The sequence below is a fragment of the Lentzea aerocolonigenes genome, from assembly GCF_000955955.1.
Lineage (GTDB): Bacteria > Actinomycetota > Actinomycetes > Mycobacteriales > Pseudonocardiaceae > Lentzea > Lentzea aerocolonigenes_A.
In genome coordinates, this window is record NZ_JYJG01000086.1 from 54,578 (window position 1) to 69,596 (window position 15,019).

Sequence of the window (15,019 nt, forward strand, 5' to 3'; positions counted from 1 at the left end):
CCATGTCGAGCGAACCTCAGTAGGTCATCGCGATGCCCGGCTCGGCCAGCAGCGCGCCGACGTCGGCCAGGAACTGCGAACCCTGCTGGCCGTCGACCACGCGGTGGTCGAACGACAGGGCGAGCTGGCAGATCTTGCGGATCTTGATCTCGCCGTCGACCACCCACGGCATGTCGCGGATCGCGCCGAGCGCGAGGATCGCGGACTCACCGGGGTTGAGGATCGGCGTGCCGGTGTCGACGCCGAAGACGCCGACGTTGGTGATCGTGATCGTGCCGTTCATCATGTCGGCCGGGGAGGTCTTGCCGTCCCTGGCGACCGTGGCGAGCTCGTCCAGCGCGACCGCGAGTTCCTTCAGGGACATGCGGTCGGCGTCGCGGACCTTCGGCACCACCAGGCCGCGCGGCGTGGCGGCCGCGATGCCCAGGTGGACGTAGTCCTTGTAGACGATCTCGTTCGCCGCGGCGTCCCACGTCGCGTTGACGTCGGGCGTGCGACGGGCCGCGAGGATCACGGCCTTGGCGCAGAACGCGAGCGGGGTCAGCTTCACGCCGTGGAACTCGCGAGCGTTCTTGAGCTTCGCGCGCAGTTCCATCATCGGCGTGACGTCGACCGTCAGGAACTCGGTGACGTGCGGTGCGGTGAACGCGCTGTCCACCATCGCCTGCGCGGTCGCCTTGCGGACGCCCTTGATCGGCACCCGGCGTTCACGCGAGCCGTTGTCCACAAAGGACTGCACAGGGGCGGCAGCCGGTGCGGAGCCGGCGCTTTCGACGTCCTCGCGGGTGATCACGCCGTCGGGGCCGGAGCCCGTCAGCGCGTACAGGTCGACACCGAGGTCCTTGGCCAGCTTGCGAACCGGCGGCTTGGCCAGCGGCACGTAGCCACCGGGAGCCTGGACCGGAGCCGGAGCCGGAGCCGCGACAGGCGCAGGAGCCGGCGGAGCCACCACTGCGGCAGGCGTGATCGCGGCAACGGCGGCCTTGGCAACGGCCGGCGCGTCCTTGCGGGCACGGCGCTTGGCCGCACCGGACTTCGGGCCGTAGCCGACCAGAGTGGCGATGCGCCCGCCCGGCATCTCCTCGCCGATCTTGCCGGACGAGGTGCCGTTCGCTTCCGCCGCAACCGGAGCCGGAGCAACAGGTGCGGCCGCGCCACCGGGGTCGGTGTCGATCGTGATGATCGGGACGCCGACCTCGACGGTCTGGCCGGGCTCCGCGAGCAGCTCGGTCACGACGCCGGCCCAGGGGCACGGCAGCTCGACGGCCGCCTTGGCCGTCTCGATCTCGACGATGATCTGGTTGACCGTGACGGTGTCACCGGGCTTGACGTGCCAGGTGAGGATCTCGGCCTCGGTCAGCCCCTCAGCCGTGTCAGGCAGGGGGAATTGCTTGTACTGCGGCATTTCCGTTGTTCCCCTTACCAGGCGAGAGAGCGGTCGACGGCGTGCAGCACCCGGTCGAGGTCGGGGAGGAACTCCTCCTCGAGCTTCGACGGCGGGTACGGGGTGTCGAAACCGGTCACCCGCAGCACCGGTGCCTGCAAGGAGTAGAAGCACTCCTGCTGGACCTTGGCTGCAATCTCGCTGGCGATCGACGACTCGGACGGAGCCTCGGACACCACGACCAGCCGGCCGGTGCGGCGCACCGACTCGAACACGGGCGCGAGGTCCAGCGGCGACAGCGTGCGCAGGTCGATGACCTCCAGCGAGGTCCCGTCCTCCGCGGCCGCGTTGGCAGCGTCGAGAGAAGTGCGCACCATCGGGCCGTACGCCACCAACGTGGCGTCCGTGCCGGTTCGCAGCACACGCGACTCGAACAGCTTGCCGGGCTGGGCCGTGGTGTCGACCTCGCCCTTCTCGTAGTAGCGGCGCTTGGGCTCGAAGAACAGCACCGGGTCGTCGCAGTCGATGGCCTGCTGGATCATCCAGTAGGCGTCGGCCGGGTTCGAGCACGAGACGACCTTGAGGCCGGCGGTGTGCGCGAAGTACGACTCCGGCGACTCCGAGTGGTGCTCGACGGCGCCGATGCCACCGCCGAACGGAACGCGGATCACGATGGGCATCTTGATCTTGCCCTGCGTGCGGTAGTGCAGCTTCGCGACCTGCGACACGATCTGGTCGAAGCCGGGGAAGATGAAGCCGTCGAACTGGATCTCGCACACCGGGCGGTAGCCGCGGATCGCGAGGCCGACGGCGGTGCCGATGATGCCGGACTCCGCGAGCGGCGTGTCGAGCACGCGCTGCTCACCGAAGTCCTTCTGCAGGCCGTCGGTGATGCGGAAGACGCCACCGAGCTTGCCGATGTCCTCGCCCATCATGATGACCTTGGGGTTGGCCTCCATGGCCGCCCGCAGGCCCATGTTGAGCGCCTTCGAGATCGTGAGCGTCTGCACCGGGGTCGCCGGGGCAGCTGCGGTCGAACGATCCATCGTCGGAGCAGCCATCAGTGCTCACCTCCAGCAAAACCCGAGACGTAGCCGAGGAACTCATCGCGCTGTGCCTCGAGGTTGGGGTTCCCCTCGGCGTACACGTTGCTGAAGATCCGTTCCGCGGGCGGGTCTGGCATGTTCGTGCAGAACTCCCGCAGCTCCTCGCCCAGCTTGTCGGCGTCCGCCTCGACGCTCTCGAAGAACTCGTGGTCGGCCCACTGCTGGCGGACCAGGTAGACCTTGACCCGCTCGATCGGGTCCTTGAGCTTCCACATCTCCAGCTCGTCCGACAGCCGGTAGCGCGTCGGGTCGTCGGAGGTGGTGTGCGCGTCCATCCGGTACGTGAACGCCTCGATCAGGATCGGGCCGTTGCCGTGACGGCACTCGTCCAGCGCCCACTTCGTCACGGCCAGCGTCGCGAGGACGTCGTTGCCGTCGACCCGGATGCCGGGGAAGCCGTAGCCGCGGGCGCGCTGGTACAGCGGCAGGCGCGACTGGCGCTCGGTGGGCTCGGAGATCGCCCACTGGTTGTTCTGGCAGAAGAAGACCAGCGGCGCGTCGTAGACCGCGGCCCACACGAAGCCCTCGTGCACGTCACCCTGGCTGGTCGCGCCGTCGCCGAAGAAGCACATGGTGGCTTCTCCCTCGTCGTCGCCGACCTTGCCGTCGAACTTCTGGCCCATCGCGTACCCGGCCGCGTTGAGGACCTGGTTGCCGATGACGATCGTGTACGGGTGGAAGCGCTTCTCGACCGGATCCCACGTGCCCTGGTCGGTGCCGCGGAAGATGCCGAGCAGCTCCGTCGGGTTGATCCCGCGGGTCCACGCGATGCCGTGCTCGCGGTAGCTCGGGAACGCCATGTCGGTCTCACGCATCGCGCGGCCGGCACCGATCTGCGCGGCCTCCTGGCCGAGCAGCGGCACCCAGATGCCGAGCTGGCCCTTGCGCTGCAACGCGTTGGCCTCGCGGTCGACCCGGCGGATCAGGACCATGTCGCGGTACAGGCCACGCAGCTCCTCCGCCGTGATGTCGATGTCGAAGTCCGGGTGCGTGACTCGCTCACCCTCGGGGGTGAGGAGCTGCACCAGGTCGGCGCCACCCTCGTCTGTTGCTCGCAAGCCTGCGATCACCTGTTCCGCTGTCGGTTTTGCGGCAGTGGCGGCCGGCGCTGCGTCCGGCTCAGGGTGCGTCCATTGCTCAGGGGACGACATGCGCCTTCTCCTCTGTCTTCTCCGACCGCCTGATCGCTCGTGACGATCTCGTGCGGCGACGTCGGCGGTCGCCGCCAACCCTGTGGGGCCGGAGGCAGCCGTCGACGGTGACGGTGGCTTACGACCACATCCTGACACGGCCTCACCCGAGTTGGTGAGACCCGTCCCACTTCGTAACACACGGGTCAACGTTCTGATCAGGGACAACAGTTGGATGGTCGACCTTTTGCCCTCCGACTAGGCCGTCCGATTACCGGACGTCGTTGTCCCGGTTACCGATCGTTAACTTCTGCCGACGCCTCCACGGACAAGGTTGTCGACGCGAGCAGAGGCGGAGTCGTGACAGGATCGAGAGGTGGACCGTTCAGTTGTGACCAGCACCGTCCGGACGCTTTGGGACCGTGAGATCGTCCCGAGCCTGTCTCAGCTCGTCGCCGTGCCGGCGATCTCACCCGCGTTCGACCCGGCCTGGGAAGAGCACGGCGAACTCGCCGCCGCGATCGCGCACGTGCGCGCGTGGATCGAGTCTCGCTCCTTGCCCGGCGTGACGCTGGACGTCGTCCAACTGGCGGGACGAACGCCTCTCCTGGTGGTCGACGTGCCCGCGTTCGGCAACTCGGGCGACGACACCGTGTTGCTCTACGGACACCTCGACAAGCAGCCGCCGGTGGGTGGCTGGGGCGAGGGGCTCGGTCCGTGGACCCCGGTTCTGCGTGACGGACGTCTCTACGGCCGTGGCGCCGCGGATGACGGTTACTCCGGTTATGCCGCAATTGCCGCGCTGGAGGCGGTGCGCGCAGCTGGTGGTTCGCACTCGCGTTGCGTCGTCCTGCTGGAGACCGGCGAGGAGTCGGGTTCGCCCGATCTGCCCGCTTACCTCTCGCACCTGTCCGAGCGCTTGGGCCAGGTGTCGCTCGTCGTGTGCCTGGACTCCGGCGGCTCGGACTACGACCGCATGTGGCTGACGACGTCGCTGCGCGGGCTGGTGCAGGTCACGATGACCGTGCGGGTGCTGGAGGGCGGTCTGCACTCGGGCATGTCGTCCGGCATGGTGCCGTCGTCGTTCCGCATCGCGCGCGTGCTGCTGGACCGTCTCGAGGACTCGCTGACCGGCGAAATTCTCGTGCCGGAGATGCACGTCGAGATCCCTCCGCACCGGTTGACCGAGGTCCGCGAGGCCGTCGAGGCCGCGCCGGGTGCGTTGTGGGGTCCGGTGCCGCGCGTCGGTGACCTGCAGCCGATGTCGTCCGACGAGGTCGAGCAGGCGCTGGGCATGGGCTGGCGGCCGACGCTGTCCGTGACGGGTGCGGACGGTCTCCCGCTTCCCGACGACGCGGGCAACGTGCTGCGGCCGTTCACGTCGCTGGTGCTGTCGTTCCGCCTGCCGCCGACGGCGTCTTCTGCCGCGGCTTTGGAGGCCGTGAGGGAGCGGCTGACCACCGACGTGCCCTACAACGCGACTGTCGAGCTTTCGCGCGTCGAGTCTGCCGACGGCTGGAACGCTCCGACGCTGGCTCCCTGGTTGTCGGCCGCGCTGGACGACGCCGGCAAGGAGGTCTTCGGCGCGCCGTGGCGGACCGTGTCGCTCGGCGGCTCGATCCCGTTCATGGGGCTGCTGCACGAGGCCTACCCGGACGCTCAGTTCGTGGTGACCGGTGCGGTCGGGCCGGACTCCAACTGCCACGTGCCGGACGAGTGGCTGCACCTGGCGCACGCGGCTCGGGTCACTGAGGCGATTGCTCTGGTGCTGGACGCTCAGGCATCGCAGCGCTGAACTCCTGCAGGAGCGCCAAGCCTGTCACCGGGTTGCTCCCCGCGTACCTGCGTGCTCTCGCGAGTGCGTCTACCTGCGCGGGGACGACCTCGGTCAGGTCGTTCGTGAAGTAGTCCCGGACCACCGCGAGGAACTCGACTCGGGCGGCGGCGAGGTCGCGGAGGTTTTTGATGGCGGCGTCTTCTCCGTCGTAGGCGGCCTGGATCGACTTGCGATAGCCGCGCAAGTCCTCGACCCCGCGGCCGACGAGCACCCGGAGCAGGCCCGTCACGTCCTCCTGGGTCTGCGCGGCGGTGAGCGCGTCCGCTGTCGTCTTGCAGACACGGTCGAACTCGTCCTCGATCAGTGTCGCCGCGACGGTGGCCAGCGGGGTGCCCTGCTCCTGGCGGACGATCGCCCGCGCCGACCTGATCAGCTGACGAGCCACCCCTCCGGAGAAGGCGTACGCCAGCGCCACGAACGACTCGGGGAACTCCTCGACGGACCGGCTGATCAGCGCCCTCGCCAGCTCGTGGTCGAGGTAGTCGACCCGCACGACCTCGTCGAACGAACTGTCGAACACGCTGCGCAGCCCCACGCCCGCCAGCTCGAAGTCGTGCTGGGCTTCCGTGGACACCGAAATCAGGTAGTAGCAGCCCGGGACGTCGAAGACCGCCTTGATCTCGTTCAGGAACCGGCGGGCCTGCTCACCGGCGCCGATGCGGTCCATCTCGTCGATGATGATCACGAGACGTTCGGGGTCAAGCGCCGCCGCCATGGCTGCCACGAACGTCCGGAAGTCGTCCACCAACTCGGGGAACGTGGCAGGACGCCCGGCCAGGCTGAAGCTCTTCTTGTAACCAACCTCCGCCCCGCGGAAGCCGAACTTCCCGCTCGCCTCCCCGGTGTGCGTCCGCACGTAGGCGATCGACTCCAGCCCCCGCAGCGCCGCTCGGACCGCCGTGACGGCCTCGTCGGGGGCCTCGCGCCACCACAGGTCGCGCCGGCCCGCCCTCTTCCGCGCGTATGGATGGACCAACTCCACGTACGACAGCACAGCTCGGCAAGCGCACGCGTACAGGTGGAGCACGAACTCCCTCGGCACGTAGTCCACCGGCGCGGCGACCATCACCACCAGATCGAGCGGTTGCCTCGGTTCGAGGTAGGCGCCCTGCCGGAACGCCTCCAGCAGACTGGTCTTGCCCGCACCACGCGGACCGGCGAGGGCGAAGTTGCCTCCGTCGAGGCGCCGGACCAGGTCGGCCAGCCTCCGACCGGCCGGCACCGGCTGGTGGCCGATCAGCGAACCGCCCTTCTGCAGTCCGGCGGCGTCGCGGTACCTGAGTTCGACGCCCGGCAGCGTCTCCCGGCTGCGCACCTCCGCGCGGAGCACGGGCAGGACCCCCAGTTCCAGAACTGCTGCTCGCCACTCCCGCAACGCCACGTCCGCAGCCTCGATCGCGCGGATGACCTCGCCGGTGGGCAGAACGGTCGCCACTGCGTCGCCCAGTGCCATCGCTCCCAGACAGCCCAGCGCAAAAAGCAGCAGAAAGCCCCACTCGGCCCAGCCGGCGAGAAGGGCGAAGGAGGTTCCCAACGTGAGCATCGACGTGCCAGAACCGATTATCGACCAGCCCCTGGCAACCCACCTGCCCCATGATCCTTTTCCGGACAACCAGAGCGTTGCCAGCGAGAGGCCGAGCGCGGTCAGCGACCACGTGAGGAAGACGGAGATCTCCACCCGCAGCACGAGACCGGCTATCACCATCGGCGCGGTGGGAAGCACCACAACGAACATCCACCGCCAGAACACCGGGTGTTCTGCCGTCCAGCGCACCCTATGGAACTCGACCGACGCCATCTGCTGTGCGTGTTTGCGCTGCTGTTCCTGCGCCTGCGCCATCACCCACGGCCTGGCGACTTCCGCCGCCGTCCGCAACCGCTCACGATCGAACGGTTCGCGATCTCGCATCGAGTCCAGCGCGGCGTCAACGGCCTGCTCGAAGACCTCGTCCTCGGTCACCCGTGCATGGTGCGCTCGTTCGGACACAACCGAAATGGGCCGTTCAGGTCATGCCCGAGCCGAGTTTTAGTGAGGAAAGACTCAGACAACACCTGGGCCCGACCAGCCGTCTGACCTGGTGTCTCACACTGGTGCGATGGGCGAACATGCGGAACGGGCGCGTCTCGCGGAGTCGGACACCCCGACTTCGCCGTGGCGTCTGTGGGGGCCGTATCTGTCGGGTCGCCAGTGGGGCACGGTGCGCGAGGACTACTCGCCCGGCGGCGACGCGTGGGCCTCTTTCCCCTTCGACCACGCCCGTGCGCGCGCTTACCGGTGGGGTGAGGACGGCATCGCGGGCATCTGCGACGTGCACGGGTTCCTCAACTTCGCCGTCGCACTGTGGAACGGCAACGACCCGATTCTCAAGGAGCGGTACTTCGGCCTCACCAACGAAGAGGGCAACCACGGTGAGGACGTCAAGGAGCACTGGTGGGTGACGGACGGGACGCCCACGCACTCGTGGATGCAGGTGGTGTACCGGTATCCGCAGCAGGAATTCCCGTACGGGCTGCTCAGGGAGATGGCACGCAACGCGGGCCGGGAGAACCGCGAACCCGAGCTCGCCGACACCGGGGTGCTGGACGAGAACCGGTTCTTCGACGTCCAGGTCACCTACGCGAAGGCGCACACGGACGACATCTGCATCGAGATCAAGGCGACCAACCACGGGCCTGACGACGCGCCGTTGCACCTCCTCCCGCAGCTGTGGTTCCGCAACACGTGGGCGTGGGGCCGGGACCAGCGGCCGTGCCAGCTCGTCGCCAGCACCGCGGCCGGGCGGAAGGTCACGGCCGACCACGGCAACCTCGGCCGGTACACGCTGCACCTGGACGACTCGCCGTCGATGCTCGTGACGGACAACGAGAGCAACGAGATGTCGCTCTTCGGGGCCGAGCGGAACCCGTCGCCGTGGACGAAGGACGGCATCTGCAACTACGTCGTGCACGGCAGCACGTCGACGTGCCAGGTGGTCGGGCCGGACGACGCCGGGGCGGCGGGCACGAAGTTCGCGGCCTGGTACTCGTTCGACCCGGTCGAGCCGGGCGAGACGGTGACGATCCGGCTGAGGCTCGTCGGTGGCGACGGGCACCTGGACCCGTTCGGGCCGAGTTTCGAAGAGACCATGGCCCAGCGCAGGATCGAGGCCGACGAGTTCCACGACGCCATCGCGCCACAAGCAGCCCCGGCCGAGAAGCACGTGCTGCGGCGCGCGCTCGCGGGTCTCATGTGGACGAAGCAGCACTACCGGTTCCGGACACGCGACTGGCTCGACGGCGACCCGACCAAGCCGGAAGCGCCCAGTTCGCGACGCACTCCCGAGGCGCGCAACGTGCACTGGCGGCACCTCGACGTCGCCGACGTGATCTCCATGCCGGACGAGTGGGAGTACCCGTGGTTCGCGGCGTGGGACCTCGCGTTCCACACCATCCCGTTCACGCTGGTCGACCCGGCGTTCGCGAAGGAGCAGCTGCTGCTGTTCTGCCGTGAGTGGATGATGCACCCGAACGGTCAGATCCCCGCCTACGAGTGGGAGTTCGGCGACGTCAACCCGCCGGTGCACGCGTGGGCGGCGCTGCAGGTCTACCGCGCGGACGGGAGCAGGGACCGGCAGTTCCTCGCCAAGATCTTCCACAAGCTGCTGCTGAACTTCTCGTGGTGGGTGAACCGCAAGGACGCCGGCGGCAGCTACCTGTTCGAGGGCGGATTCCTCGGCATGGACAACATCGGGCCGGTCAACAGGTCTGAGCCGATGCTGGGCGAGTGGCGGCTGGAGCAGTCCGACGCGACGTCCTGGATGGCCGCGTACAGCTTGCACCTCATGCAGATCGCGCTGGAGCTGGCGCGCGACGACGAGTCCTATGAGGACGTTGCGACGAAGTTCGTCGAGCACTTCCTGTCGATCGCCGAGGCGTTCACGCACTTCGGTTCGCACGGCGGCGGCATCTGGCACGACGAGGACGGCTTCTGCTACGACCGGGTCTCGCGCCGTCATCCCGATGGCGGCATCGAGTCCGAGCCGGTGCGCGTGCGGTCGATGGTCGGCCTGATTCCCCTGCTGGCATCGGCGGTTCTCGAACCGTGGGTGCTCAGCGAGCTGCACGGGTTCACGAGCCGGTTGGACCACCTGCTGAAAAGACGCCCCGAGCTGCGGCAGTTCATCACGTTCCACTACGAGCGCGGCGCGTTCGTGTCGTTGCTGGACGAGCACAAGCTGCGCCGCGTGCTGCACCGCATGCTCGACGAGCACGAGTTCCTTTCGCCGCACGGGATCCGCTCTTTGAGCGCCGCCCACCGCGAGGGGCTGGAGGTCAACGTCGCGGGCCAGGACCACCGCATGGGCTACGAGCCCGGCGAGTCGAACTCCCCGATGTTCGGCGGCAACTCCAACTGGCGCGGCCCGGTCTGGCTGCCCACCAACGCGCTGCTCGTCGAGGCGCTCAGGACGGTCTGCGCGTTCCACGACGGCACGTTCCAGGTCGAAATGCCGACCCACTCCGGCCGCTCGGTCACCGCGGGTCAGGTGGCGGACGAGCTGAGCGACCGGCTCGTCGGGCTCTTCCTGCCCGACCACGACGGGCGCCGGCCGTCGGACGGCAAGCGGATCGAGGCGTCCGAGTCACCTCTCTGGCGCAACCACATCACGTTCAGCGAGTACTTCGACGGGGACACCGGTGAGGGGCTCGGCGCGACCCACCAGACCGGCTGGACGGCGCTGGTAGCGGGCTTGTTGACCGAACGTTCCCGGTGAACGGACCCTTCCGTGATCAAATCCTGATCAAGGAACGTTGCGAGTCGTCACCATTCGGGTGCAATACGTGCATACGTTGTGTGATCTAGCCCAATTCGCGCAATGATTTGCGCCAACTGAGGCAGATTCACACAAAATTGTTGCGTTGGAGTAGCCCGTAACAGTGACGTGCTGTCCACCACGTCACCTGGGTGGCAGTATCCCGTTCACTCGTCCGCGACAGTTACGAGGAGTGACGCAGTGGCTCGTCGACCCAGGCACGTGCTCGCCCTACTGCCCGCAGCCGCCCTAGCGCTGACCGCGCTCGCAGGCTGCGCGACGAGCACCAACAGCGGCAGTGGCAACGGTGGCAGCGAGGTGAAGCTCGTCAAGGAGGGCAAGCTCGTCACCTGCACCCACCTGTCCTACAAGCCCTTCCAGTACAGCGAGGGCGACAAGACCATCGGCTTCGACGTCGACCTGGTCGACCTGGTCGCCAAGAAGCTCAACGTCAAGCAGGAGATCCTCGACACCGCGTTCGAGGGCATCCAGAACGGCCAGAGCCTCAACGTCGGTGACTGCGACCTGGCCGCGGCCGCGATGACGATCACCGACGACCGCAAGAAGGCGCTCGACTTCTCGGACTCGTACTTCGACGCCGAGCAGGCCCTGCTGGTCAAGAAGGGCACCGGCACCAAGGACCTGGCCGCGCTGAAGGGCAAGAAGATCGGCGTGCAGCAGGCCACCACCGGTGAGATCTACGCGAACGACAACAAGGCCAAGTACGGCTACGAGGTCGTCCAGTTCGAGGACCTCACGTTGCAGGAGACGGCCGTCCGCACCGGCGCGATCGACGCCGCGATCAACGACAACGGCCCCCTGTACGACTACGCCAAGGAGTTCCCGGACACCGAGGTGACCACGGAGTTCCCCACCGGCGACAAGTACGGCATCGGCGTCAAGAAGGGCAACACCGCCCTGCTCGACACGATCAACGCCGTGCTGAAGGACGCCAAGAGCAGCGGTGAGTACGACAAGATCTACGAGAAGTGGTTCGGCAAGAAGCCGTCGTCGAAGTAGAACGGTTTCCCGCGGGGTCGGCAGGTCTCTGCCGACCCCGTCGTACGTTCGGACCTATCCGCTAGGAGCTACCAATGGCGCTGTCCAAGCGAAAGCGCGCCACGTACTTCAGGTACGCGCAGTACGGCCTGCTGGTTCTCATCGCGCTCGTGGTGGCGTTCACCGGCAACTGGTCGGAGATCGCGCACACGTTCTTCGACCTGAAGACCGTCGGGCAGATGTTCCCCGACCTCGTCACGGTCGCGCTGAAGAACACGATCATCTACACGATCCTGGGCTTCGCGTTCGGCCTGGCGCTCGGCCTGTTGCTGGCGCTGATGAAGCTTTCGTCGGTGGCGCCGTACCGGTGGATCGCCACGACCTACATCGAGTTCTTCCGCGGTGTGCCCGCACTGCTCGTGTTCCTCGCGTTCACGGTCGCGGTGCCGCTCGCGTTCGAGATCAAGTTCGACATCTACTCGACGGCGATGCTGGCGCTCGGTCTCGTCGGTGCCGCGTACATGGCCGAGACGATCCGCGCAGGCATCCAGGCGGTGCCGAAGGGGCAGGTCGAGGCGGCCCGCTCGCTCGGCATGTCGCGGGGCCGTGCGATGGTCACCATCGTGATCCCGCAGGCGTTCCGGATCATCCTGCCGCCGCTCACCAACGAGCTGATCATGCTCACCAAGGACTCGTCGCTGATCTACATCGTGGGTGTGACGCGCGAGCAGTACGAGCTCACCAAGTTCGGCCGCGAGTTCCTCAGCCGCAGCCCCACTCTGACGCCGATCCTGGTCATCGGCCTGTCCTACCTGGTCATCACGCTGCCGCTGGGCTATCTGTCGCGGTATCTGGAGCGCCGCTCCGGCGGGAAGAAGGTGTCCGTCGTATGAGCGAGATCTGTGTCGAGATCGCCGGGCTGAAGAAGTCGTTCGGCCCGCTCGAGGTCCTCAAGAACATCGACCTGACGGTCAACCGCGGTGACGTCGTCTGCATCATCGGCCCGTCCGGTTCCGGCAAGTCGACGTTGCTGCGCTGCGTCAACCTGCTGGAGGAGCCGAACGGCGGCAAGATCGTCGTCAACGACACCGAGCTGACCGATCCGGACGTCGACATCGACCGGGCCCGGACGAAGATCGGCATGGTCTTCCAGTCGTTCAACCTGTTCTCGCATCTGACCGTGCTCAACAACCTCACCGTGGCTCAGCGCAAGGTGCTCAAGCGCGGTGAGAAGGAGGCGCAGGAGATCGGGCTGCGCAACCTCGAACGGGTCGGGCTGAAGGAGAAGGCGAACGCGATGCCCGCGCAGCTCTCGGGTGGCCAGCAGCAGCGCGCGGCGATCGCCCGCGCGCTGTCGATGAACCCCGAGGTGATGCTGTTCGACGAGCCGACCTCGGCACTCGACCCGGAGCTCGTCGGTGACGTGCTCGGCGTCATGCGCCAGCTGGCCGACGAGGGCATGACGATGCTGGTCGTGACGCACGAGATGCAGTTCGCCCGCGAGGTCGCCGACAAGGTGATCTTCATGGACGGCGGCTACATCGTCGAGGAGGGCCCGGCGGCCGAGGTGATCGGCAACCCGCAGGAGGAACGGACCCGGGAGTTCCTGGCCCGCGTGCTCGACCCGACGCACCACGGCCCGAGCGACCCGGTCTAGCCGGATGGCGAGGGGGAAGGTCGCCGCGGCGGACGTGCTGCGGGGACTGTTGGGGGAGAACGACAACTCTGGTGGTGGCGGGTGGAGGTTGCCGCGGCGCAAGCCGAGCACCCCACCCGTCATCCGCGTGGTGGACCGCGTGGTCACCGATGTGCTCGACCTGCGCGCGGTCGAGGTGCCGTACGTGCTGGAGTTCGAGCGCTGCCAGTTCGAGTCGGCACCTGACCTGCGGCAGGCGAACCTCGCCGGCGTCTCGTTCACCGACTGCGAGCTGCCGGGTCTCGAAGCCCGCAACCTCAGCAGCAGCAACGACGTCTCACTGCTGGGCTGCCGGATCTCCGACCTGGTCGACCTGACCGACGCCGAGATCGCGGGCTCGGTCCTGTTGCGCGACAGCAGGTTCAGCGTGCCGGGCGGGCTGTGCGTGCACGGCGACCGGCTGACCGTGGCCGGCGCCTTGCTGGCGTTCGGCATCCACACCGAGGGCGAGATGCGGCTCGCGGGCGCGCGCATCGGCGGCAACGTCAACCTCGGCAGCGCGGTGCTGGAGAACCCCGACGGCTTCACGTTGAACGGCAACGGCATGCAGGTCGGCGGCAACCTGCTCGGGGCGTTCACCTCGCACGGCGTGGTGTTCCTGGCCAACGCGCGGATCAGCTCGGCGCTGTCGTTCCGCGGCGCGATGCTCTCGCGCGGCGACATCCTCGACGAGACCACCGATCCGCACGCCGACCCGTCCGTGACGCTGATCCTCGATCGCACCGACGTGTCCGGAGACCTGGAGCTCGACCGCGGCTTCACCAGCGCGGGCACCGTTCGTGCCGTGAACGCGCGCATCGGCGGCACGTTGTCGCTGGCAGGCGCCGTGCTGGACGCCGTGTCGCCGCCCGTGGTGGGCACCGATCCGACCGGTTCGGGCCGGGCGCTGCACATCGACGGCGCGGAGATCGGCGGCGACATCGTCGGGCGAGGTATCCGGATCAAGGGCCAGCTGCGCATGGTCGACACGCACGTGCGCGGCAGCATCACCATCGAACGGGCCACTGTGGACAATCCGACCGCCGATGCCCTGCTGACCAACCGCTCGCAGATCGGCAGCAACTTCGTGGTGCGCGAGTCGGAGATCTCCGGCGGCCTGGAGCTGCGCGGCATCACCGTCGGCGCGAACCTGGACCTGCGCGGCAGCCGCCTGATCAAGCCCGGCAAGTACCGGCACCAGCCGCGCGAGAAGCCGTCGCTCGACATCGGCGGCGCGACGATCGGCCGCGACCTCATCTGCGCGCGTGGCGAGAAGGAGTTCGTCGCGCACGGCGGCGTGCGGTGCCGGCGCGCCACCATCGGCCGCATGGCGAACTTCAACGGCGCGGTGCTCGGCTACAAGCTCGACAGCCACGCGTTGAACGGCATGGGCATGCAGGTCCAGGAACTGATGCTCAACGTCGTGTCACCGCCGAAGGGCCTGGTGACGCTGCGGCAGGCGCGCTGCACGTCGTTGGACGACAACGAGAACTTCTGGAACGCCACGGGGTTCATGGACCTCGACGACTTCCGCTACGACTCGCTCGCCTACCCGATCGAACTGCGCGACGACGCCCAGGTCGAGCAACGGCTGCGCTGGCTGCGGCACGCGATGCGGCGCAGCTACCACCCGCGCCCGTACGACCAGTTCGCCGAGATGCTGACCGCGGCGGGCAACGAGGAGCACGCCTCGACCGTGCTGATCGAGAAGCAGCGGTTGCGGTACCGCGCGGTCGCCGAGGGCATGCGGTTCTTCGGGCCGTTGGTGCTGGTGTGGAGCTTCCTGCAGCGCTCGATGGTCGGCTACGGCTACCGGCCGGCGCGTGCGCTGGGGTGGTTGATCACGGCGTGGGTCGTGGGCAGCATCTGGTTCTCGGTCAAGGGGCCGCTGATCGAGATCAACGCCGACGACCACCTGCCGTGGAACGCGTGGCTCTACACGATCGACCTGGTGGTGCCGATCGTCGACTTCGGCAACAAGAACCGCTGGCAGACGCCGGGTGCGTCGCAGTGGATCGCGTCGGGGTTGATCGTGACGGGCTGGATCCTGGCGACCACGGTGGCCGCCGGTATCACCCGGATGCTGAAACGCTAGTAG

Annotated in this window: 10 protein-coding genes; 6 read left to right on the plus strand and 4 right to left on the minus strand. The window is 67.8% G+C overall.

Annotated elements, in window-relative coordinates; all coding sequences use genetic code 11:
* Positions 1-16: 16 nt before the first annotated feature.
* From UK23_RS14655 to pdhA, 3 genes are read right to left on the minus strand one after another with little or no spacing between them, the layout of a single operon-like run.
* Positions 17-1,405, minus strand: a complete 1,389-nt coding sequence (locus UK23_RS14655) for a dihydrolipoamide acetyltransferase family protein (RefSeq protein ID WP_045312044.1) — start codon at positions 1,403-1,405, stop codon at positions 17-19.
* 14 nt (positions 1,406-1,419) lie between these two features.
* The gene (locus UK23_RS14660; RefSeq protein ID WP_045312045.1) at positions 1,420-2,445 is read right to left on the minus strand and encodes an alpha-ketoacid dehydrogenase subunit beta; all 1,026 of its coding nucleotides are present in this window, start codon (positions 2,443-2,445) and stop codon (positions 1,420-1,422) included.
* Positions 2,445-3,641 carry a pyruvate dehydrogenase (acetyl-transferring) E1 component subunit alpha gene (gene pdhA, locus UK23_RS14665; protein ID WP_082114654.1) on the minus strand — a complete coding sequence of 399 codons (1,197 nt, stop codon included), beginning with the start codon at positions 3,639-3,641 and terminating at the stop codon, positions 2,445-2,447. Before pdhA ends, UK23_RS14660 begins: the two co-directional genes overlap by 1 nt.
* Positions 3,642-3,996: 355 nt before the next feature.
* On the opposite strand from pdhA, the gene UK23_RS14670 reads away from it, so the two are divergent.
* Complete coding sequence (locus UK23_RS14670; protein WP_045312047.1) at positions 3,997-5,415, plus strand: M20/M25/M40 family metallo-hydrolase; 1,419 nt, start codon at positions 3,997-3,999, stop codon at positions 5,413-5,415.
* Here the strand turns inward: UK23_RS14670 and UK23_RS14675 are convergent.
* Positions 5,366-7,417: a P-loop NTPase fold protein gene (locus UK23_RS14675; RefSeq protein ID WP_045312048.1), complete on the minus strand. Its 2,052-nt coding sequence runs from the start codon at positions 7,415-7,417 to the stop codon at positions 5,366-5,368. The genes UK23_RS14670 and UK23_RS14675 overlap by 50 nt on opposite strands.
* 136 nt (positions 7,418-7,553) lie before the next feature.
* On the opposite strand from UK23_RS14675, the gene UK23_RS14680 reads away from it, so the two are divergent.
* The 5 genes from UK23_RS14680 (at position 7,554) to UK23_RS14700 (ending at position 15,016) form a co-directional block, all read left to right on the plus strand.
* Positions 7,554-10,208, plus strand: a complete 2,655-nt coding sequence (locus tag UK23_RS14680; protein WP_045312049.1) for an MGH1-like glycoside hydrolase domain-containing protein — start codon at positions 7,554-7,556, stop codon at positions 10,206-10,208.
* Positions 10,209-10,448: 240 nt separating this feature from the next.
* Positions 10,449-11,267: a transporter substrate-binding domain-containing protein gene (locus UK23_RS14685; RefSeq protein WP_045312050.1), complete on the plus strand. Its 819-nt coding sequence runs from the start codon at positions 10,449-10,451 to the stop codon at positions 11,265-11,267.
* 74 nt (positions 11,268-11,341) lie between these two features.
* On the plus strand, positions 11,342-12,139 hold the full coding sequence (locus UK23_RS14690) for an amino acid ABC transporter permease (protein WP_045312051.1): 798 nt from the start codon (positions 11,342-11,344) through the stop codon (positions 12,137-12,139).
* A complete protein-coding gene (locus UK23_RS14695; protein ID WP_045312052.1) occupies positions 12,136-12,903 on the plus strand; it encodes an amino acid ABC transporter ATP-binding protein in 768 nt (255 codons plus the stop codon). The genes UK23_RS14690 and UK23_RS14695 overlap by 4 nt, the downstream gene beginning before the upstream one ends.
* 4 nt (positions 12,904-12,907) lie before the next feature.
* Positions 12,908-15,016 (plus strand): hypothetical protein, encoded by a 2,109-nt coding sequence (locus UK23_RS14700; RefSeq protein ID WP_045312053.1) that lies wholly within the window; start codon positions 12,908-12,910, stop codon positions 15,014-15,016.
* The last annotated feature ends 3 nt before the right edge of the window (positions 15,017-15,019 follow it).

What these genes read in the sequence shown, in the direction of transcription:
- UK23_RS14655 (WP_045312044.1), bottom strand. Translation starts at nt 1,405, where the DNA reads ATGCCGCAGTACAAGCAATTCCCCCTGCCTGACACGGCTGAGGGGCTG.
- UK23_RS14700 (WP_045312053.1), top strand. Translation starts at nt 12,908, where the DNA reads ATGGCGAGGGGGAAGGTCGCCGCGGCGGACGTGCTGCGGGGACTGTTG.
- UK23_RS14680 (WP_045312049.1), top strand. Translation starts at nt 7,554, where the DNA reads ATGGGCGAACATGCGGAACGGGCGCGTCTCGCGGAGTCGGACACCCCG.
- UK23_RS14695 (WP_045312052.1), top strand. Translation starts at nt 12,136, where the DNA reads ATGAGCGAGATCTGTGTCGAGATCGCCGGGCTGAAGAAGTCGTTCGGC.
- UK23_RS14690 (WP_045312051.1), top strand. Translation starts at nt 11,342, where the DNA reads ATGGCGCTGTCCAAGCGAAAGCGCGCCACGTACTTCAGGTACGCGCAG.
- pdhA (WP_082114654.1), bottom strand. Translation starts at nt 3,641, where the DNA reads ATGTCGTCCCCTGAGCAATGGACGCACCCTGAGCCGGACGCAGCGCCG.
- UK23_RS14660 (WP_045312045.1), bottom strand. Translation starts at nt 2,445, where the DNA reads ATGGCTGCTCCGACGATGGATCGTTCGACCGCAGCTGCCCCGGCGACC.